Origin of the sequence: Streptomyces sp. Ag109_O5-1, assembly GCF_003814875.1 — a bacterium.
In the GTDB taxonomy this organism is placed as follows: domain Bacteria; phylum Actinomycetota; class Actinomycetes; order Streptomycetales; family Streptomycetaceae; genus Streptomyces; species Streptomyces sasae.
The window spans coordinates 6,430,083-6,450,081 of record NZ_RKQF01000001.1; the positions used below are offsets into that span (position 1 = coordinate 6,430,083).

Sequence of the window (19,999 nt, forward strand, 5' to 3'; positions counted from 1 at the left end):
CAAAGGAACGCCATACTCCGCCCTGGTCTTACTCAAGACGCGGCCCGGCGGAGTGGGTTGGCGGGCCACTGTCAGACTGCACGGATGAACGAGACGGTCTTTCGGTATACGCGCAGGCAGCGCCTGGCGGTGTGGGCGTCCGCGTTGGGGATGGCGGTCTGGGCCGGGGCGGTGAGCGTGCGTGCCGCCGGATACCTGGCCGACGGCCAGACCGGTTCTGCCGTGAGCCTGTGGCTCGTGTTGGGGCTGATACCGACCGTGCTGTTCGTGCCACTGGCGGGGATGCCGACGGGCTGGACGCGCATCGACGGGGAGGGCCTGCGCACCCGCGGGATGACCGGGCGCCGACGCGTGGCCTGGAGAGACATCGAGAGCATCCACGCGCTCTCGGGTCGTGGGCGCAACGGGAGCATCACCCAGATCGGAGTCACCCGGACCGACGGCACGTCGTTCCTGCTGCCGATCCCCTTTTCCTCCGGGGCGATCGCCGGGGATCCCGATTTCTACGAAAAGCTGGAGCTGATGCGCCGGGAGTGGAAGAAGCACGGCGGGCCGGGCGAGGAGTGAGAACAGCCCCTCCGGAGAACCGGAGGGGCTGTCTGTTGTGGCTGGGGCCGGGGTCGAACCGGCGACCTATCGCTTTTCAGGCGATCGCTCGTACCAACTGAGCTACCCAGCCACGAGGTTTCACGTGAAACCTCAGCGGTCCTGACGGGATTTGAACCCGCGGCCTCCACCTTGACAGGGTGGCGAGCACTCCAAACTGCTCCACAGGACCAAGCTTTGTGTGCAACAGTGTCGCACACGATCTTGCGTGCCCCCAACGGGATTCGAACCCGTGCTACCGCCTTGAAAGGGCGGCGTCCTAGGCCGCTAGACGATGAGGGCGAAACAGCCAGTACCGCTCTGCTTCGTCTTCGCGCCCCCAGGGGACGTGAGAAGCATGTGACTCCACTTCCCCCTGACGGGTTCTGCTTCTCCTTCGCTTTGACAAAAGCTCGGGACGGTCAAGCCCTGACCGGTGCCCTTGGGCACGAACAGACTGTACTACGTGGCCCGGACGCGAGCCAAACCAGATACGGAGGGCGGCTCAGTGCCGGTTGTCGTCCGGGAGGTGGCGGCTGACCTCGGCCGTCGTCTGGCCCAGACCGCCCAGTCTGATCTCGTCCCAGGCCTGGAGGCGGCGGCTGTCGCGGTCGAAGTAGAGGATCGAGGCCTCGATGGGGTCCGGGTACTTGCCCTCGACGGCACGGAGCCCGCTGCCGCCGGTGGAGCCCTCCACGCGGAGGCGGGTGCCGTGCGGCAGGATCTCCGTCTGCTCATGGTGGAGATGGCCCGCCAGGACCATGGGTACCTCGCCGTCCGTCATCCTGGCCGCCGCCGGCTCGTGGGCGATCGCCACGTCCACCGGGGTGTCGGCCGCCCGTTGTTCCCGCAGGGCCGTGGCGAGGCGGTCTCCGGCCCGCTCCTCGGCCGCGTCGCCGCCGGGGACCGTCGAGCGGTCGGGGGTGAACTGGGGGTCGCCGATGCCGGCGAAGCGCAGCCCGGCGATGGTCTCGGCGCGGCCGTCGTCCAGGACGTGCACGTTCTTCATACGGGAGAGATACCGCTGGGTGATCAGTGAGTCGTGGTTGCCCCGGACCCAGACGTACGGCACGCCCAGGTCGGCGATCGGGTCCAGGAAGCCGTTCTCGGCGGCCGAGCCGTGGTCCATGGTGTCGCCGGAGTCGACGATCACGTTCACCTTGTACTGCTCCACCAGCGAGGCGACGATCTTCCAGCTCGCCGGGTTGAGGTGGACGTCGGAGATGTGCAGGACACGCAGCGTGGTCGGGTCCGGTGTGTAGGCGGGGAGCGTGGACGTGACGTCGTACAGCTTTGTCACGTTCGTCACCAGGCGGGCCAACTCCTTCTGGTAGACGTCGAATTCGGTGACGATGCTGCGGGCGTTGCCGACCAGCGCGGGGGCGGAGGAGAGCAGGCCGGAGAACCTCGGCTCCAGGACCGACTTGGGGTTCCAGGTGGCGTACGCGGTCGCGCCGGACGTGGCGAGGAGGGCGAGGGCGAGGCCGCCGGCGGCCAGGGCGCGGCGCGGGCGGCGGTAGACGGCGAGACCCAGGGCGGTGGCGCCGGAGACGACGGCCACGCAGGAGCGTACGGCCAGGGTGAGCGTGCCGTGCTCGACGTCGTGGGTGACCTCGTCCTGGAGGCCGGAGATGCGCTCGGGATGATCGACCAGGGCCTGGGAGCGGACCGGGTCGAGCTGGTCGACGTTGACGTCGAGGCGGACGGGCGCGGTGTGGGTGTCCAGGGACAGGGCGCCCAGCGGGGAGACGTTGATCTTCGTGCCGCCGGTGAGGGACGGGCGCAGGGTCATCGTCGTGTCCATCGGGCCGACCTGGGTGCGGACGTTCCCGACGATCAGCAGGCCGAGCCAGGCGCCGACGAGCACGACGGCCATCAGGCCCAGGGCGCGGCTCCAGGCGGGCGGCCGGTGCTGCTCGGCGGCGAGTTCCAGGACGGGTAGGCGGGCGCGGACATGGGCTCGGGCTCGGGCCATTGGTGCCGTATGCCCAGCATTGCGGGCTGGTATGCGGCGGTTCGCGGCGCGGGTGTCAGCCCCAGCCCAGTTCGTGGAGCCGGGCGTCCTCGATGCCGAAGTGGTGCGCCACCTCATGGACGACGGTCACGGAGACCTCGTCGACCACGTCCTCCTGCGTCTCGCAGTACCGCAGGGTCGGACCCATGTAGATCGTGATCCGGTCGGGTAGGACCCCGGCGTACCACTCCCCGCGCTCGGTGAGCGGTGTCCCCTCGTACAGGCCCAGCAGTTCCGGATCGTCGGCGGGCGGCTCGTCCTCGACGAACACGGCCACGTTGTCCATGACCCGCGTCAGTTCCGGCGGGATCCGGTCCAGGGCCTCGCTCACCAGCTCTTCGAACCTGTCGCGTGTCATCTCCAGCACAGGGCCATTGTCGGGGACGAACGGGTGGAGCGGGGGTATCCGAAAGCGCGCACGAGATGTCTTCCGGCCCCTATTGCACGTCTGTGACAGCGCGCGCACAGCTCCGTCACTCCCCGTGGGAAGACTTCTCTCATCGCGAAGGGGCGGCAGCAGGCCGACGGGGACCGGACCAGTTCCAAGGACGGCAGGCTACTCCCGCGATGACCACTTGCCGCAGTGTCACTCATCCTGGGGGGAACCCGATGTCCGCACGTCTCCGTCGTCGCACCACAGCCGCCGTCGCCACCGGTGTCGCCGCGCTGCTGGCTGTTGCCGGCGTGTCCGCCACCGCCACGGCCGCTCCGGCCGCCGTGAGCGTGCCCCATGGGCTGACCATCAGCGACGGCACCCGGCACGTCATCGTCGGCGGCAAGTCGATCGACTTCGGTACCGTCGTCCGCGACCTGGCCTGGAACCCGAGCGGCACCAAGGCCGCCTTCATCGACGGCCACGGCAACCTCGTCGTCTCCGACCCCGACGGCAGCCACCGTGTCACCGCCGCCGCCAACCCGGGCAACCAGACCTGGTCCCACCCGACCTGGCAGGTCGCCGCGGCCGACCGGACGAACGGCATCCCCGCGAAGAACAACATCATCTTCGCCGCGAAGATCCACGGCAGCACCGTGCTGGAGAGCGTCAAGGCCACCAGCAACCACGGCAAGCCGGCCAGGATCAGCCTGAACAGCGACGACCCGGAGGCGGGTGCGCTCCCGAAGACGAACAACACCTGGCCGAACGCCGGCGGGTCCTACGGCACGTCCGTCTACGAGAACACCCACAACGGCGAGGTCTACATCCGGGACGACTACCTGCGCCAGCAGGGCGGTGCGCTGACCAAGGGCTCCGAGCCCGCGCTCGCCCCCGACGGGGAGGAGGTCGTCTTCGTCCGCTCGGTCGGCGGCCACGACCACCTCTTCGTCGACGACCTGACCGCCGGCACCAACGCCGTCAAGGACATCACTCCGCACGCCACCACCGACTACACCGAGCCCACCTGGTCGCCGAACGGCAAGACCATCGCCTTCCGGACCCCGCGCGGCACGTACACCGTCACCAAGACCGCCCACGGGTTCGGCAGCCCCGTCAAGGCCTCCTCGCACACGGGACTGCCCGCCTACCGCCGCTGACCCTCCACCGCGGCCGCCGGTCTACTGCGGCCGGTCGCCGCCGCCCAGCCGGCCGTCGGAGCGGGCGAGTTCGGCCCGTAGCGCCTCCAGGTGCTCGTCGGCCGTGTCGTGCGGCAGGAACTCGACCACGTCGAGGAAACGGAACAGCACCTGGGACCTGGTGACGGCGAACTCGTAGTCGCCGAACCCCACCACGGCACCCAGCTTCCCTCGTACAGCACCCCGGACGACATGAGCGGTCATGTCGTCCGGGGTTTCCGCGCTGGTGCCCCGGCGGGCGTTGGGGCGGGCCAGATACGGGCAGACCATCGAGGCGTAGAGCATGCACGCGCGGTGCCCGGGAGCCTCCAGGGTCGGTGCCAGGTTGCGGTAAGGCCGCCCGGCGGCCAGCGCCTCGCGGATCGCGGCGCTCTCGGCGGCGCCGACCACCCGCCACACCGGACCCTTGGGCATCAGGGTGTTGCAGACGGAACAGAGCCTGTTCCGGGCGCACTCCGCGCTGCGCTCGTAGTCGGTGAGTGCGAACTGGGGGGCGTCGCCCTCCCACGGGGTGATGGCGGGCACGGGATAGCCGCGGCCGTCACGAGGCCTGGCCTCGACGCTCGCCGGCATGGGAACGGAGTCGAATCGCACACCCCATGGTGAACCACACACCCGCGCGCCCGCGACAGCCGGGGGCGCAGGTCCGGCGTTTGTCGTACCGAAGGCCGGTACCTCCGGTCCGGGGGCGTGTCCTCTTGTGGGCGACGGGAGTTGAGCAGATTGACTTCTTTCTCCGCCCCCCGGAGGTGGCCGCCGTGCGCCCCTTGTACGTACCCGTCCGTCTGGCCGTCACGGTGATGGCCGTCGCGGCCGCCGCCGGCTGTGTGAACGTCGGGGACGACGCGGGGAAGGCCAAGCCGTCGCACTCCGCGGGACACCGGGGCGCCGGCGAGGCCGACGAGGGCTCCGGGGTGTCCGGCGGGGGCGACGCGGGGCACGGCGGCGAGGTGCCCGACGGCAAGCGCGGGCATCCGGGGAAGCCGAAGCCGGGGGAGCCGGAGTCGGCGTCCGCGAAGCCGGCGAAGGGCGGCAGCGCGGCGCCTGCCACGCCCGTGAACCCGGGGACGAGCGGGGCACCGGGGGCGCCGGCCGGGCCCACGGGAGCTCCGGCGACGCCCACGCCGCCGGCCGTCACGCCCACCCCACCGCCGGCTTCCCCTTCCCCGCCGCCTCCGGCGACCGACCCACCGTCCGCCGAGCCGTCCTCCTCGGCACACGACGGCTCGGGGACCCAGCTGGTACAGCGGGAGCCGGCACCGGCGGCGGGGACACCGGCGTAGGGGGTGCGGGGGCTCGGCACCGCCGGTGAGCGCCGCTGCGGCGGGGAGGATTTCCAGGAAGCAGTTTTCGCGGTGGGGGCATGGGGGCGTAGTGGTGGGGCGCAGAGGGGCGGGAAGAAGGCGGGTGGGTTGGGTGTTGGTGAGGGCGTAGATCAGCGCGTCCGGTCCGTGTGTCGGCCCGAGCGTCGCGTCGGAGCGTCAGCCAGTGCGCCGGAACGGCGCGTGGGGCGGTGCGCCGACGGGTCGGTTCGGGTGTCGCCGAGGCCGTGGCAGACCAGCTGTGAGCTGCGAGACTGTGGCTCGGTTTGCCTTGGGGGGTGGTGGGTGCGTATGGTGGTAGATCGTTTGATCCCATTTGCCCGGCGCCACCGCAGAGCGCGCCGTGTGGCGCGTACTCTCCCTTGCCGTGGCGGACCGCATTGAGGCGGTCGTGAGCGAATCACGGAGTTGACGGGCGCGTGCCGAAGAGACTCCGGAAGGTTTCGCATTCGCATGTCCGTGTCCAGTACTGATCAGTTCGTCGTGTCCGAGAACACCCAGGACGACGACCTGGTGACCAAGGTCTCCGAAGAGGCCGCTGACACCACCGACACCACTGACAACACCCCCCAGATCACCTTCGCCGACCTCGGTCTCCCCGAGGGCGTCGTGCGCAAGCTCGCGCAGAACGGTGTGACCACCCCCTTCCCGATCCAGGCCGCGACCATCCCGGACGCCCTGGAAGGCAAGGACATCCTCGGCAGGGGCCGCACCGGCTCCGGCAAGACCCTCTCCTTCGGTCTGCCCACCCTGGCCACGCTGGCCGGCGGCCGTACCGAGAAGAAGCGCCCGCGCGCCGTCATCCTCACCCCCACCCGTGAGCTGGCGATGCAGGTGGCGGACGCCCTCCAGCCCTACGGCGACGTCGTCGGCCTGAAGATGAAGGTCGTCTGCGGCGGTACGTCGATGGGCAACCAGATCTACGCCCTGGAGCGCGGCGTCGACATCCTCGTCGCCACCCCGGGCCGTCTCCGCGACATCATCAACCGCGGCGCCTGCTCCCTCGAGGACGTCCAGATCGCCGTCCTCGACGAGGCCGACCAGATGTCCGACCTGGGCTTCCTGCCCGAGGTCACCGAGCTGCTCGACCAGGTCCCGGCCGGCGGCCAGCGGATGCTGTTCTCGGCCACCATGGAGAACGAGATCTCCACGCTGGTCAAGCGCTACCTGGTCGACCCGGTCTCGCACGAGGTCGACGCCGCCCAGGGTGCCGTGACGACCATGTCCCACCACATCCTGATCGTGAAGCCCAAGGACAAGGCGCCGGTCACGGCTGCGATCGCCTCCCGCAAGGGCCGCACCATCATCTTCGTCCGCACCCAGCTGGGCGCCGACCGCGTCGCCGAGCAGCTGCGCGACTCCGGCGTGAAGGCCGACGCGCTGCACGGCGGCATGACCCAGGGCGCGCGGACCCGGACCCTGGCCGACTTCAAGGACGGTTACGTCAACGTCCTCGTCGCCACCGACGTCGCCGCCCGCGGTATCCACGTCGACGGCATCGACCTGGTCCTGAACGTCGACCCGGCCGGCGACCACAAGGACTACCTGCACCGCGCGGGCCGTACCGCCCGCGCCGGCCGCACCGGCACCGTCGTGTCGCTCTCCCTCCCGCACCAGCGCCGCCAGATCTTCCGGCTGATGGAGGACGCGGGCGTCGACGCCGGGCGTCACATCATCAACTCCGGTACGGCCTTCGAGCCCGAGGTCGCCGAGATCACCGGCGCCCGTTCGATGACCGAGGTCCAGTCCGAGTCCGCGGCCAACGCGGCGCAGCAGGCCGAGCGCGAGGTCGCCCAGCTCACCAAGGAGCTGGAGCGGGCGCAGCGCCGGGCCGCCGAGCTGCGCGAGGAGGCCGACCGCCTCGTCGCCCGGGCCGCCCGCGAGCGTGGCGAGGACCCGGAGGAGGCGGTGGCCGAGGCCACTGCCGCGGCCCAGGCCGAGGCCGTGGTGGCGGAGCAGCCGGCCGCCGAGGCGCCGGCCCGCCAGGAGCCCTCCTCGTACGAGCGTCCGCGTCAGCAGCGTGACGACCGGGGCAACTACGAGCGCCGTGACCGTCGTGACGACCGTCCGTCCGGTGGCTTCCGCCGGGACGACCGCCGCGACGACCGTGGTGCCCGTTCCTTCGACCGTCGTGACGAGCGTCCGTCTGGCGGTTTCCGCCGTGACGACCGCCGTGACGGCGGCGACCGTGGCGGCTTCCGCCGGGATGACCGTCCGTCCGGTGGCTTCCGCCGGGACGACCGCCGCGACGACCGTGGTGCCCGTTCCTTCGACCGTCGTGACGAGCGTCCGTCTGGCGGTTTCCGCCGTGACGACCGCCGTGACGACCGCCGTGACGGCGGCGACCGTGGCGGCTTCCGCCGGGACGAGCGCCAGCCGTTCGACCGCGACCGTGACGACCGCGGCGGCCGCTCCTTCGAGCGCCGTGACGACCGTGGCGGCTTCCGCCGCGACGACCGTCCGTCCGGCCACCGGGGCAGCGACCGTCCGTTCAACCGCGACCGCCGTGACGACCGCCCGGGCTTCCGCAGCGGCGGCCACAGCGGCCACGACCGCCCGTTCGGTCGCCGTGACGACCACCGCGGCTCGTCCTCCGGCTCCTTCGGCCGCCGCGACGACAAGCCGCGCTGGAAGCGCAACGGCTGACACCGAGTGAGCTGAACCCAGGAAGGGCCCGTACGACGACCTGTCGTACGGGCCCTTCCGCGTTCCCGGGACCCTCCGCCGGCCCGCTGACGATCCGCCAACCGCCCTCTGGTCACGGGCAATTCACTATTGATGTCTGTGTGCCGGTTGTTAACATCCTTTGACTTTTTGACTTCCTGGGGGGTTCCTTGAGCCGGCATGCCCGGATCGCACTCACTCTCGTCGGACTGGCCGCCCTCGGCGCCGGTTCGCTGACCACCGCGGGCACGGCCGCCGCGGACACCACCCCGACGCCGATCACGACGGACGGGGTCTGGGGCATCGACTACGCGGGCGGCTTCCTGACGACCGTGGAGAACACGCCGAGCTATGACCAGTGGGTGATCGGCCGGCAGATCTCGGCCGACGGTTCCACGGTGCTGGAGAAGACGACCCGGGGATTCGCCGGCACGGACGCGGTCGGCGGCCATCTCCAACGGGTGCCGTGCGACGAGGGCGCACGGGGCTGTGTGCCGATGCGTACCTTCGGCAACACCTACGTCGGCGACTTCATGGACGACGGCACCGGCAAGCAGACGGCCCAGATCTACCTGACCGAGGACTCGATGGACGGCGGGCCCGATCCGGTCGTCACCGGCGGCCGTTTCGTCGACGCCACCGGCCGCTTCTACGTCTACCAGGCGTCCTCCACCGGCAAGCAGTACGTCGACGCGGTGCCCGCGTACCAGACCCAGAACGTCAGGCTGACCCGGTCCATCACCGCGGCCTCCGTGTGGGGTTCGACGCTGTGGACGCCGGGCGCCGGCAACGGCGTCGTCACCGGATACGACCTGAAGACGAAGAAGACGGTCGCGACCGTCTCCACCGGGGCGCCCTGCACGGTCAAGGAACTGCAGGTCATCGGCCGCTGGATCTACTGGAACTGCGGCTCGACGGGCGCCGCGGGCGTCTACGACCGTACGGCGAAGAAGAACATCAAGGTGCCCTCCGGCCCGGTGCTGGTCGGCGACGGCTACCTCGTCCAGCACGACCGGACCGCCGGCAGGCTGATGCTGACGGACTTCCACACCGGGACGGCGGCCGCGGCCCGTGCGATCGCCGACCTGCCCGCCGGACGCACCGCCGACCAGCGGCGGCTGACCTGGTCGGTGGACAAGTTCGGCGGCGACATCGCGTACGTCGGTCCGGACGACGTGATCCGGATCGTGCCGAGCGGGGTGCCGACGCAGCCCCTGACGGGGATCGAGTCGGAGGTGGCGGACTGGGACGAGGACGCCAGGGAAGGCGACACCGGCAACACCATCTGGGGCAGTGTCTGGCAGCTCAGCAAGCCCGCGAACTGGACCTTCACGGTGAAGGACGCCCACGGGCACGCCGACCGCACCATCAAGGGCAGCGGTACGTCGGTCGACATCGGCTGGGACGGGACGAACGACAAGGGCGGCTACCCGCTCAACGGTCCGAAGACCTGGACGCTGACCGCCACCGCCGTCGAGGGCTCGGGCACCTACACGACGAGCGGGAAGTTCGGCTACACCGGCGGCACACAGGGCTTCCACGATCAGAGCGGGTACAGCTACGGCGACCTGGCCACCCTCAGCTCCTCCGGCGGCCTCACGCTGCACTCCACCACGGGCAACGGCAAGTTCAGCGGCACATGGACGGCCTCCGGCTGGGCGGCGGGCACGGTCGCCGTGCCCTTCGGGGACATGACCGGCGACCGGTGCGCCGAGATGCTGATGCGGATGCCCAACGGGGAGCTGCGCCGGTACACCGGCAAGTGCGGCGGCTCGTACAAGCCGTCGGACAAGCATGTCTCCCTCGGCACCGGCTGGAACGCGTACAACGTCCTCACCGCTCCCGGCGACCTCACCGGCGACGGCCGTACCGACCTGCTGGCCCGCAAGGCGTCCACCGGGGACGTCTACCTGTTCGCCGACGACGGCACCGGCAGGCTGAAGGCCGGGGTCAGGATCCGTACCTGGGCGGCGTACACGAAGATCGTCGGCGCCGGTGACCTGAACGGCGACGGTTTCGGGGACGTGCTGGCGGTCGACAAGTCCGGGACGCTGTGGCGGTACGACGGCACCGGGACGGGCCGGCTGAAGGAGCGGGTGAAGGTCGCCGCGCACTGGAACGCCTCGTACAACGCGGTCGTGGGCGTCGGCGACATCACCGGGGACGGCAGGAACGACCTGGTGATGCGGGACACCGCGGGCAACCTGTACCGGCAGACGGGCACGGGCAAGGGATCGTTCGCGGCGCGCGTGAGGATCGCGACGGGCTGGCAGGGCTACAAGGCGCTCTTCTGAGGCCTGTTCGGGCTTCTGGGACCTGTTCGGACTTCTGATGCCTGCTCAGGCTCCTGAGCGCTGCTCAGGCTCAAGGCTTGTTCAGGCTTCTGAGGTCTGTTTCATGGCCGTTCCAGCCTGTTTTCGGCCAAGCTGTGACGCATGTCACGCCCCCGGTGAGGGAATCGCTGGGGGCATGACAGAAGACGCGACAGCCAAGTCGCCCTCCGGCGCACTCTCCGACGAGGAGCGGCTCGCCCAGCTCGGCTACACCCAGGTCCTGGCCCGCCGCATGTCGGCGTTCTCCAACTACGCGGTCTCCTTCACGATCATCTCGGTCCTCTCCGGCTGCCTCACCCTCTACCTCTTCGGCATGATCACCGGCGGCCCCGCGGTGATCACCTGGGGCTGGGTGGCCGTCGGCCTGATGACCCTCTTCGTAGGCCTCTCGATGGCCGAGATCTGTTCCGCCTACCCCACGTCCGCGGGCCTCTACTTCTGGGCCCACAGGCTGGCTCCGCCCCGCTCGGCCGCGGCCTGGGCGTGGTTCACGGGCTGGTTCAACGTGCTGGGCCAGGTGGCGGTGACGGCGGGCATCGACTTCGGCGCGGCGTCCTTCCTCGGCGCATACCTGAACCTGCAGTTCGACCTCACCGTCACCCCCGGCCGCACGATCCTGCTCTTCGCGGCGATCCTGCTCCTGCACGGCCTCCTCAACACCTTCGGCGTCCGCATAGTCGCCATCCTGAACAGCGTCAGCGTGTGGTGGCATGTGCTCGGCGTCCTGGTGATCGTCGGCGCGCTGACCTTCGTCCCCGACCACCACCAGTCGGCGTCCTTCGTCTTCACGAAGTTCGTGAACGAGACGGGCTGGAGCAGCGGCCCGTACGTCGTCCTCCTGGGCCTCCTGATGGCCCAGTACACCTTCACTGGCTACGACGCCTCGGCGCACATGACCGAGGAGACCCACGACGCGGCGACGGCGGGCCCGAAGGGCATCGTCCGCTCCATCTGGACCTCGTGGATAGCCGGCTTCGTCCTGCTCCTCGGCTTCACCTTCGCGATCCAGTCGTACGACAAGGAGCTCGCGTCCCCGACGGGCGCGCCCCCGGCCCAGATCCTCCTGGACGCGCTCGGCGCCACCACCGGCAAGCTCCTCCTCCTGGTCGTGATCGGCGCCCAGCTCTTCTGCGGAATGGCCTCGGTGACGGCCAACAGCCGCATGATCTACGCCTTCTCCCGCGACGGCGCGCTCCCCTTCTCCCGTATCTGGCACACGGTCAGCCCGCGCACCCGCACCCCCGTCGCGGCGGTCTGGCTGGCGGCCCTCTCCGCGCTCGCCCTCGGCCTCCCCTACCTGATCAACTACACGGCCTACGCCGCCGTGACGTCGATCGCGGTGATCGGGCTGTACGTGGCCTACGTCATCCCGACACTGCTCCGGGTACGCAAGGGGGACGCGTTCGAGAGAGGCCCCTGGCACCTGGGCCGCTGGTCGAACGTCATAGGCGTGGTGTCGGTGGTGTGGGTGGGACTCATCACCGTCCTCTTCATGCTCCCGCAGGTCTCCCCGGTCACCTGGAAGTCCTTCAACTACGCCCCGGCCGCCGTCCTGGCGGTCCTCGGCTTCGCCGCGATCTGGTGGCAGGTCTCGGCCCGCCACTGGTTCCTCAACCCGGACCGGGCGGCCCGCCCCGAGGACACCGCCAACCTGGTCGATCTCTGACCCTCAGGCCTGCATCCGCCCCAATCCGTCCCACATCCGTCCCACTTCTGCCACACGACGCGGCCACGACCCCGATACCCGATCGGAGACACGGCTCCGTCCGGCTATGCTCGGGGAGGCAACATCGCCTGGGCCGTTAGCTCAATTGGCAGAGCAGTGGACTTTTAATCCATTGGTTGTGGGTTCGAGTCCCACACGGCCTACCGGATGTGGGCGGGGGAGATGCCCCCTGACCTGCTGTGCAGCGCCTGATCCGACTTCGGTCGGGTCGGGCGCTGCTGCGTTTTCGGGCCGTTGCGTGAGCGGGAAGCGTGTACAGCTGCGGCGGGTTGGTGTGAGACCGGCCTCAGCGGATACCCGGCGGGCGTGAGGTACGGCAGTGTGCCCCACGAGCGGGCCGTCTGCCCCGGATGTCTCCATGAGCCGCCCGGCAGGCGGTGCGCTCGTTCCGGGGTGAGCCCGTCCGGTGCTACGGGTCGAGGCGGCCGACGGCGTACGGTGGAGGTACCGAGGGCATCACGCACTCCGGCTGTCCTGCCGGGTCGTCCTCGGCGAGAGACGAACCCCGGGCCGTCCGAGCGCCGGTGCGGAGACGGGTCGGCGTCATGCCCGCCGCGATCACCACAACTCCGCACCCCTCCCCGGTCGTTGCGCCGCGCTTCCGAAGTGCGGGGTGATGGCCGTGCAGCGCCTGGACATCCACCGGCGTGACCGGGGGGAGCGCGCCCTCGTCACGCTCGTCGGTGACATCTGGCCGGCCACGACGCCCCTGCTGCGGGCCGCGCTGGAGCAGTGCCTGCGCGACGGAATGACCGCCATAGACGTCGATCTCACCACGGTCCACTCCTGCGACCCCAAGGGCCTGGACGTCTTCCTGACGGCGTCACGGCGGGCCGGCCGGGTACGCGCCTGCCTGTACCTGCACCATCCGTGCGCGCAGATCACCCGGCTCCTCGCCGTCACCGGCTCCGCGCCCCTGCTCCTCGCGACCCCGGCACATCCTGTGTCGCCTGCCCTGCTCCGCGATCTGCCGGACGCGTCCGCGGCGGGTCCGCCGGCGCCGGGGACTCAGACGTCCGGCGACCGCGCCGGTGCGCCGGTCGTCGAGGACGGGATCCGACTGCGCAGACTGACTCGCCGGCAGGCGGAGGACATGCGAGAGGACATCGCCGACCTGGCCGTGGGGTCCGTCGTCGGCTTCACCGGAAAGGTGTACCGGGAGCGGGGCGACTTCCTGCGGCGGCTTGCCGTCAGCGCCCGACGGCCTGGCTTCGCTTTGCTGGTCGCCGAGACGACGGTGCTGGTGGGGTGCGTCTTCGGATTTCCGGTGAGCCCCGCGGGCCGCTCCGAGCGGGGGCTGCAGGAGAGCGTCCAGCGGCTCACCGGCTGTGCCCGGTTCCTGCTCCTCACCCAGGTCGTGGCGCACCAGCACCCTCAGCACCGGGCCATCGGCCGCCGTCTGCAACAGCGTCTGCTGGCCGACGGGCGCGCCGAACTCGGAGTCGCCCTGCTCCACCCGGCCGACCGGGCCGGACAAACCCTCTACGACTCCTGGGGCTGGCGGAACCACGGGGAGATGGTCGGGCTGCCGGGCCGGGGCACTCCTTGCGTGCTGACCCTGTCCCGGGAGAGCGGACCTTCGCTGCCCGCGCCTCGGGCCGCCGGTCCAGGCCGGGCATAGCTTGGGAGATACCGAGAGCATGTCGGGCGCACGGTCACCACAGCGCCGTTCCCGGCGAGTGACGGACGAGGGCAGCCCAAGGCGGTCCGGACGGGATCGCACGATGGACTCCCTCACACCGCCTACCGGAGGCCGGCCAACGGGTGACGCGCACACGTACGGGATGCCGCTGGCCCGGCTGAGCCTCACGCCCGAGGCCGGCCACGGCCCGCTGGACGGAGCTTGGAGGCCGCGTTGCGACGCACTGGAGCTGGAGTTGCCCGCGCTGGTGGGCTCACTCGACCCCGGCCGTGGCACGGTCACCCGCGTCACGGTGGGCGCCGCGGCCTGGCCTGACGCCCCACTGACCGTGTCGGCGCCCGACCACGTGATCGAGGTCGTCCTGAGCGACGCCACCGCCGAGGAGCACGCCATCAGCCTGGACTGCGGCACCACGGGGCGCTGGGAGCTGCTGGTCATCCCGCCCGACGAGCCGGCCGGAACGGCCGATCGCCTGCTGACCGCGGCCGCCGATCCGTGGAGCCCGTTGTCGGCTCAGCGCACCTTGGCACGTGTCGAGGACGGCCTCGGCCGGGAGAGCACCGAGGCCCGACGCGGCCCATGATGAAGTTATGAGACAGGTAGTTCTTTCGTCGGCCGACCCTGCCGCGCGTGTTCATGCGGATCACGGTGGGTGAGCGGATGACGGCCGGACCGGGCGCGGACCGCTCCGAGAGCTTCGGGGAAGCGCTTCTGGGGGCGGTTCTCGACCGGGCGCACGAACTCCCGCCCCACCTCGTCGGACCGCTGTTCGCCGACGTGGTGGAGCGGCTGGGGGGCCGCCGTCCGCAGGTGCTGCTCCAGGACTACGGCCAACTGCTGCTCGTACCTCTGCGCGGTGAGGGCCTCACGGGCGGGGATCCGCAGGACATCGACGACTCCGCCGCGGGCCGGTGTTTTCTCGATGCCCAGCGCGTCGAGGTGCCCGAGGACGACGGCGTGCGGGTCTACCTGCCGCTGCTGGACGGCGGTGACCAGGTGGGCGTCATGGCCGTGACGCTGGACCGGGTCGACGACGACGACCGACGGCTGCTGGGCAGGCTCTCCGGCCTGGTTGCCGACCTGCTGGTGACCAAGCACGGCTACTCCGACCTGTTCTTCTCCACCCGCCGTGGAGAAGAGATGAGCGTCGCCGCCGAGATCCAGTGGTCCCTGCTGCCGCCCCTGGCCATGATCATGCCGCGGGTCGCCGTGGCCGGGATCCTGGAACCCGCCTACGACGTGGCGGGAGACAGCTTCGACTACGCGCTCAACGGTGACATCCTCCACGTGGCCATGATCGACGCGATGGGCCACGGCCTGGGCGCGGCCACGATGGCCACGGTGGCCATCGGCGCCTACCGTCACGCCCGCCGCCTCGGTACCGGCCTGTCGGAGATCTACGCCGCCATGGATGACGCCGTGGCACAGCAGTTCGGTCCCGATCACTTCGTCACCGCGCAGATGATGCGGCTGGACACGGCCACGGGGCAGGTGCACCTGGTCAATGCGGGACACCCGCCACCGATACTCGTGCGCGATCACCGCGTCATGCGCCGGCTGGACGCCCCCACGACCCTCCCCGTCGGCCTGGGCGGCGCGGAGCCGGAGGTCAGCGAGCTGGAACTGGAGCGCGGAGACCGCGTCCTCTGCTTCACGGACGGACTGATCGAGGAGCACGCGGTGGGTGAGGAGCAGTTCGGGGAAGACCAGCTGATCGACTCGGTGAACCGGCTGGAGAGAACCGGCCGCGGGGTCCGGGCGGTGGCGCGCAGCCTGTCGCATACCCTCATGCGGGCGCGGGGCGGACAGACGACGGACGACGCGACGCTGCTCCTGGTGGAGTGGCGCGGCTGACCGCGTCACCGGCCACGACGACGGAGGTCAGCCGGACTGCCTCGCACCGCTTCCCGAGTCGATGAGGATCTGCTCCCCCTCGCTGGCGTTGCCAGCCAGGACGGCCTGTGCCATCGCCGCGCGGGCGGCCTCGGGTGGCGTGTCCGGCGGGACCACCAGCAGCGAGAAGAGGTCCCGGTCGCCCCGGGTGATCAGGACGGTGTCGTCACCCACCGGGAAGGAGTCCACGTGAACTACGTGGTCGCCGACGACGATCCGTGTCGGGAGCCCCTCCCAGGCCGTGGCATCCAGCCCGACGCGGGTCAGAGGCCCCAGGTGTTCGGTGAGGGCGCTCAGAAGCGCGGACAGCTCGGCACCGATGTCGCGCGATCTTGGCCACCACGCCCCGTCGAGGATGCCGTCGCGCGATGCCGTCGTCTTCAGCCGGAGCAGTGCACTTCCCGGCCGAACGGCATGGTGTACACCACTCGGCAGATGCCTGGAACCAGGGGATCTGTCGGAGCCGGTCATGGGGGACCACCCGTCCGGGATCCGTGCGAGCAGCGAATCCGTCTCGCCTTGTCCACGTTACTCCGGGTACTGCATGAGACCCGCGGCGTATTCGATCAGGCGGTCGACTCATCGGTTGCCGGACGGGAGCGGGGGATCAGCTTTGCCGCCTTCTCGGCGATCTTGCGGTCCAGCTCAGGGAGCAGGCTCGTGTACGTGTCCGAGGTCAGCGTGATGGTGGAGTGCCGGAGGGTCTCCTTCAGGGCGTGGATGTCGCCGCCGCCTCCGTGCGTGAGCGTTGCGGCGACGTGGCGCAGGTCCCGCAGGGTGATGGGCGGCAGGTCGGTCGTGGCGAGGATGCGTCGGAAGGTCTCGGAGACCGTCTCGGGGTGGAGCCAGGAGCCGTCCTCCTTGGTGAAGACCTTGCCGGTGTCCTGCCAGGCGTCGCCCCAGTCCGCGCGCTCCTTCTCCTGGCGGGCTTTGTGACGGCGCAGTTCGGCGACGGTCATGCCGTCGAGCGCGATCGTGTTCGCGCTGCCGTCCGTCTTCGGCTCGGACTCGTAGGGGTCCCGGCCGTCCACACCATGAGGCGGTCACAGATCATCTTCGAACCCTGCACATCTCCTCGTTCTGCGGTGAGCCTCTCCGCAACCGCCGGGCGCTGAGGCCGCATCGGTCCGGAAGGCGGTCGTTGCAGGCCGGGTACGCTGGGGCCGCTGCGGCACCCTCCACTGTCATCCGCGTCGGCGCGGTGATCCATGGCCTGCGGCGATCACGACGCGTTCGGGTTCGAGGAAGAGACACAGGTGCTGATAGCGGGCCGGTACCGGCTGCGGGACGCCATCGGGCGGGGAGCGATGGGGGAGGTCTGGAGGGCTTTCGACGAGACGCTCGGCCGGCCGGTGGCCGTAAAACTCCTGCTTCCCCAGGATTCCGACCCCACCGCCGCCTCCCGCTTTCGCCTGGAGGCGCAGACCGCAGGCCGCCTCAGCCATCCGCACGTGGTCGGCGTCCTCGACTTCGGCGAGGACGAGGGCCGCCTGTTCCTGGTGATGGAGCTGGTCGACGGGGACAGCCTCGCCCGGGTGCTCGCCGCCTCCGGTCCGCTGCCGGCCGAGCGGGTGGCCCGTATCGCCGAGCAGGCCGCGGCCGGGCTCGCAGCCGCGCACCGGGAGGGCATCGTCCACCGGGACATCAAGCCCGCCAACCTCCTGCTGGACGCGGACGGCACCCTGAAGATCGGCGACTTCGGCATCGCCCGCTTCCTCGACGACCCCGGTGCCGCGCTCACCGCCACCGGGCAGATCGTCGGCACCGGCCTCTACCTCGCGCCCGAGCGGGCCCTGGGCCGCACCGCCGGCCCGGCCTCCGACATGTACTCCCTCGGCTGCGTGCTCTACCAACTCCTCACCGGGCGACCGCCGTTCCAGGCCGACACTGCCGTCGCGGTGCTTCATCAGCACCTCGATGCCTCCCCCGTGCCGCCCCGGCAGATCGCCGCCGGCCTCCCGACCGCCTTCGAGAGCTATCTGCTCGCTCTGCTGGCCAAGGAACCCGGCCACCGGCCCACGGCCGAGGAGGCGGCCGACTGGTTCGGGCGCGGAGCCTGGCGCGGGGCGCCGGAGCCCCTGCCGCAGGAACGCCGGGACCACAGGCCCCCGGGCGGGCCGTCCATGACCGGCCCGGGTCCGGGTGCTCCCCCAACCTGGATGCCGGGCACGTCGGTGCCCAGCGCCCCCGCGCAGGGTGCCTTCGTCCCGGCGGCGGACGCCGAGTGGAAGACGAGCGTGCACCGAGCCGCGCCCCGCCGCTCACGTCTGCCGTTCCACCGCCGTTCCCCACTGGTGGCAGTGTTGGGCGGCGCCACTCTCTTCACCGTGGCGCTGCTCGTCGGCCTGGCCTGGTTCTCGCCCGGCACGGGCTCGGCACAGAATCCGCAGACCGAGCCGTCCACGAGCACGAGCCCCGCCACGCCACCCACCACCTCGATGCCGTACGGCGCCCCTTCCTCGCCCACGCCGCCGCTGGCCTCTTCCCCGGCGCAACCAGCCGACCAGGAGACGGCGGCCGACAGCGGTCCGGGCCCCGAGAAGGCCGACAAGCGCGGGAACAAGGGCAAGCACTGACCGCAGCACGCAGCAGTGCACAGTGGCTCAGGAACAGAAGCCGGCCCAGGGCATGGTCGACGCCCAGCAGCCGGAGAGGAAGGTCATGGCCGACCTGCTGCACGCACGGGGGTCGGCACCGCAATGATGCCTCGGAAGTTCCCCGCCGGCTGGCACGTCCCCATCGGCCAGCCCTCGGTCACCGGTGCTCCCGCAACAGCGTGAGCTGCCCCGAGGGTGATCAGTTGGCGCCCGGTGCCACCTGAAGACGCGTGACGTGGCCGGGCGGGAGCGGCCTCGGGCCGCGGCCCGGATCCCGCTCATCGCTCCGTTCGTCGCGGGCGCGGCCGTACCGGCAACACGCTGACGCACGACAGCGGCCCCGGCGCGCACAGGCGTACCAGGGCCGCGAACATCCGTACAGGAGGGTCAGTTGGCCGTCCACTGGGACCAGGGCATGTTCCAGCCGTTCCAGCCGTTGTCCGGGGCGATGGTCTTGTCGGGCGAGTTGACGACCTGGACCACGTCTCCGATGAGGGAGTTGGCGTAGAACCAGGCCGCCGGGGTGGACGGGGCGCCGCCGCCCTTGACGTCGTGCAGGCCCACGCAGCCGTGGCTGGTGTTCTCACTGCCGAAGACCGACACCGGCCGCCAGTAGTTGCCGTGCACGAACGTGCCGGAGGTGGACAGCCGCATGCCGTGCGGGACGTCCTTGATGTGGTAGGAGTTACCGAGACCGACGGTGCGGGAGTCCATGTCCACCACCGGGTCCTTCTCCATGATCACCATTTTGCCGTTGTACGTGGTGTGCTGCGGGTCGCCGAGGCTGGCGGGCAGCGTCTTGTACAGCGATCCGTTGCGGTAGATCTTCAAGGTGTGAGCGGTGTTGTCGGCCACCGAGGTCTGCGAGCGGCCGATGGTGAAGGAGACGTCCTTGGACTGCTGCCCGTACACGCCCGGCGCAGTCTTCACGCCGTTCAGCCGCAGGTGCAGCGTCACCTTGGTGCCTGGGGCCCAGTAGTTCTCGGGGCGGAAGTCCAGGCGCTGGTTGCTGAACCAGTGGCCCTGTACGTCCACCTGGGGGCTGGCAGTCACGGTGATCGCCTTGCGCACGGCGGCCTGATCGGCGACCGGCTTGTTGAAGTTCAGCGACACCTCCATGCCCACGCCGTACGTCGCGCCCGGGTCGACGTTGAAGACGCCGTAGTTCACCGCGGAGGGCTTCAACGTGGTGAAGGAGGACCGCTGGACGGTGCTGTGGCCGGCGGTGTCCGTCGCGGTGGCCGCCACCGTGTAGCGGGTGCCGGTGTGCAGGGCGGCGGACGGTATCCAGCTGCTTCCGTCGGCGGATATGGCCCCGTCGACCGTGGCGCCGTCCGCGGAGGCCATCGTCACCTTGGTCAGCTTGCCCTTGGCGGCGGAGACCTTCAGCGCGCCCGTGGTGTCGACGCCGGTCGCTCCGTTCTTCGGCAGGATGCTCACCCCTGCCTGCGACCCGGTAGCGGAACCCGATGCGTGCTTACTGTCGTTGGGCTGTGCTCCGGCGCTGCCGCCGCAGGCTGTGGCTCCGAGCAGGACGGCGCCGAGCGCGAGCGCCAGCAGCCCCTTCGTCGAGCGTCGGCTGCGGCCGCTGGTGCCGCCTGCGGGGGCGGTGCCTATCGCGGCGCCCGCCGTCTGTCGCGTGATCAAGCGA

General features: G+C 70.6%; 15 protein-coding genes, 4 tRNA genes and 1 pseudogene. 11 read left to right on the forward strand and 9 right to left on the reverse strand.

Annotated features, from left to right (window positions below; all coding sequences use genetic code 11):
* The first annotated feature begins 84 nt into the window (after positions 1–84).
* Positions 85–567, forward strand: a complete 483-nt coding sequence (locus EDD90_RS29080) for a PH domain-containing protein (RefSeq protein WP_185149257.1) — start codon at positions 85–87, stop codon at positions 565–567.
* Positions 568–605: 38 nt separating this feature from the next.
* Here EDD90_RS29080 and EDD90_RS29085 read toward each other — a convergent pair.
* The 5 genes from EDD90_RS29085 to EDD90_RS29105 all read right to left on the reverse strand — a co-directional run bounded on the left by EDD90_RS29085 (position 606) and on the right by EDD90_RS29105 (position 2,957).
* Positions 606–679, reverse strand: a tRNA-Phe gene (locus EDD90_RS29085).
* Between the two features lie 24 nt (positions 680–703).
* Positions 704–778, reverse strand: a tRNA-Asp gene (locus EDD90_RS29090).
* 37 nt (positions 779–815) lie between these two features.
* A tRNA-Glu gene (locus EDD90_RS29095) sits at positions 816–888 on the reverse strand.
* 202 nt (positions 889–1,090) lie between these two features.
* Entirely contained in the window at positions 1,091–2,560 is a 1,470-nt protein-coding gene (locus EDD90_RS29100) for a metallophosphoesterase (protein WP_123975908.1), read from the reverse strand.
* 55 nt (positions 2,561–2,615) lie between these two features.
* Positions 2,616–2,957: a metallopeptidase family protein gene (locus tag EDD90_RS29105; protein ID WP_365339764.1), complete on the reverse strand. Its 342-nt coding sequence runs from the start codon at positions 2,955–2,957 to the stop codon at positions 2,616–2,618.
* 251 nt (positions 2,958–3,208) lie between these two features.
* On the opposite strand from EDD90_RS29105, the gene EDD90_RS29110 reads away from it, so the two are divergent.
* On the forward strand, positions 3,209–4,132 hold the full coding sequence (locus tag EDD90_RS29110) for a PD40 domain-containing protein (protein WP_123975910.1): 924 nt from the start codon (positions 3,209–3,211) through the stop codon (positions 4,130–4,132).
* A gap of 21 nt (positions 4,133–4,153) precedes the next feature.
* Here the strand turns inward: EDD90_RS29110 and EDD90_RS29115 are convergent, their stop codons facing one another.
* On the reverse strand, positions 4,154–4,744 hold the full coding sequence (locus EDD90_RS29115) for a hypothetical protein (RefSeq protein WP_123975911.1): 591 nt from the start codon (positions 4,742–4,744) through the stop codon (positions 4,154–4,156).
* Between the two features lie 185 nt (positions 4,745–4,929).
* Here EDD90_RS29115 and EDD90_RS29120 point away from each other — a divergent pair, with 185 nt between their 5' ends.
* The 8 genes from EDD90_RS29120 to EDD90_RS29155 all read left to right on the forward strand — a co-directional run bounded on the left by EDD90_RS29120 (position 4,930) and on the right by EDD90_RS29155 (position 15,712).
* Complete coding sequence (locus EDD90_RS29120; RefSeq protein WP_123975912.1) at positions 4,930–5,454, forward strand: hypothetical protein; 525 nt, start codon at positions 4,930–4,932, stop codon at positions 5,452–5,454.
* A gap of 492 nt (positions 5,455–5,946) precedes the next feature.
* Positions 5,947–8,139, forward strand: coding sequence for a DEAD/DEAH box helicase (locus EDD90_RS29125; RefSeq protein ID WP_123975913.1), 2,193 nt, complete (start codon positions 5,947–5,949; stop codon positions 8,137–8,139).
* 188 nt (positions 8,140–8,327) lie between these two features.
* The gene (locus EDD90_RS29130; RefSeq protein ID WP_123975914.1) at positions 8,328–10,451 is read left to right on the forward strand and encodes a VCBS repeat-containing protein; all 2,124 of its coding nucleotides are present in this window, start codon (positions 8,328–8,330) and stop codon (positions 10,449–10,451) included.
* A 175-nt stretch (positions 10,452–10,626) separates the two neighbouring features.
* On the forward strand, positions 10,627–12,156 hold the full coding sequence (locus EDD90_RS29135) for an amino acid permease (RefSeq protein ID WP_123975915.1): 1,530 nt from the start codon (positions 10,627–10,629) through the stop codon (positions 12,154–12,156).
* A gap of 130 nt (positions 12,157–12,286) precedes the next feature.
* Positions 12,287–12,359: transfer RNA gene (locus EDD90_RS29140), tRNA-Lys, on the forward strand.
* Between the two features lie 473 nt (positions 12,360–12,832).
* Complete coding sequence (locus tag EDD90_RS29145) at positions 12,833–13,837, forward strand: STAS domain-containing protein (protein WP_123975916.1); 1,005 nt, start codon at positions 12,833–12,835, stop codon at positions 13,835–13,837.
* 103 nt (positions 13,838–13,940) lie between these two features.
* Positions 13,941–14,441 carry a DUF5994 family protein gene (locus tag EDD90_RS29150; protein ID WP_260328147.1) on the forward strand — a complete coding sequence of 167 codons (501 nt, stop codon included), beginning with the start codon at positions 13,941–13,943 and terminating at the stop codon, positions 14,439–14,441.
* Positions 14,442–14,518: 77 nt separating this feature from the next.
* Positions 14,519–15,712, forward strand: coding sequence for a PP2C family protein-serine/threonine phosphatase (locus tag EDD90_RS29155; protein ID WP_123981772.1), 1,194 nt, complete (start codon positions 14,519–14,521; stop codon positions 15,710–15,712).
* Positions 15,713–15,739: 27 nt separating this feature from the next.
* Here the strand turns inward: EDD90_RS29155 and EDD90_RS29160 are convergent, their stop codons facing one another.
* Both EDD90_RS29160 and EDD90_RS29165 read right to left on the reverse strand, forming a co-directional pair.
* A complete protein-coding gene (locus EDD90_RS29160) occupies positions 15,740–16,222 on the reverse strand; it encodes a DUF5994 family protein (RefSeq protein WP_123975917.1) in 483 nt (160 codons plus the stop codon).
* A 95-nt stretch (positions 16,223–16,317) separates the two neighbouring features.
* Positions 16,318–16,782 (reverse strand): annotated as a pseudogene (locus EDD90_RS29165) (site-specific integrase); the annotation flags it as partial.
* 225 nt (positions 16,783–17,007) lie between these two features.
* Between EDD90_RS29165 and EDD90_RS29170 the strand changes: the two are divergent.
* Positions 17,008–18,327: a serine/threonine-protein kinase gene (locus EDD90_RS29170; protein ID WP_185149634.1), complete on the forward strand. Its 1,320-nt coding sequence runs from the start codon at positions 17,008–17,010 to the stop codon at positions 18,325–18,327.
* Positions 18,328–18,735: 408 nt separating this feature from the next.
* Here the strand turns inward: EDD90_RS29170 and EDD90_RS29175 are convergent, their stop codons facing one another.
* Positions 18,736–19,995: an Ig-like domain-containing protein gene (locus EDD90_RS29175; RefSeq protein WP_123975919.1), complete on the reverse strand. Its 1,260-nt coding sequence runs from the start codon at positions 19,993–19,995 to the stop codon at positions 18,736–18,738.
* Between the last annotated feature and the right edge of the window lie 4 nt (positions 19,996–19,999).

Coding starts and splice junctions, on each gene's coding strand:
- EDD90_RS29160 (WP_123975917.1), bottom strand. CDS start 16,222: ATGACCGGCTCCGACAGATCCCCTGGTTCCAGGCATCTGCCGAGTGGT.
- EDD90_RS29115 (WP_123975911.1), bottom strand. CDS start 4,744: ATGCCGGCGAGCGTCGAGGCCAGGCCTCGTGACGGCCGCGGCTATCCC.
- EDD90_RS29110 (WP_123975910.1), top strand. CDS start 3,209: ATGTCCGCACGTCTCCGTCGTCGCACCACAGCCGCCGTCGCCACCGGT.
- EDD90_RS29145 (WP_123975916.1), top strand. CDS start 12,833: ATGGCCGTGCAGCGCCTGGACATCCACCGGCGTGACCGGGGGGAGCGC.
- EDD90_RS29150 (WP_260328147.1), top strand. CDS start 13,941: ATGGACTCCCTCACACCGCCTACCGGAGGCCGGCCAACGGGTGACGCG.
- EDD90_RS29135 (WP_123975915.1), top strand. CDS start 10,627: ATGACAGAAGACGCGACAGCCAAGTCGCCCTCCGGCGCACTCTCCGAC.
- EDD90_RS29100 (WP_123975908.1), bottom strand. CDS start 2,560: ATGGCCCGAGCCCGAGCCCATGTCCGCGCCCGCCTACCCGTCCTGGAA.
- EDD90_RS29105 (WP_365339764.1), bottom strand. CDS start 2,957: ATGACACGCGACAGGTTCGAAGAGCTGGTGAGCGAGGCCCTGGACCGG.
- EDD90_RS29080 (WP_185149257.1), top strand. CDS start 85: ATGAACGAGACGGTCTTTCGGTATACGCGCAGGCAGCGCCTGGCGGTG.
- EDD90_RS29155 (WP_123981772.1), top strand. CDS start 14,519: ATGACGGCCGGACCGGGCGCGGACCGCTCCGAGAGCTTCGGGGAAGCG.
- EDD90_RS29125 (WP_123975913.1), top strand. CDS start 5,947: ATGTCCGTGTCCAGTACTGATCAGTTCGTCGTGTCCGAGAACACCCAG.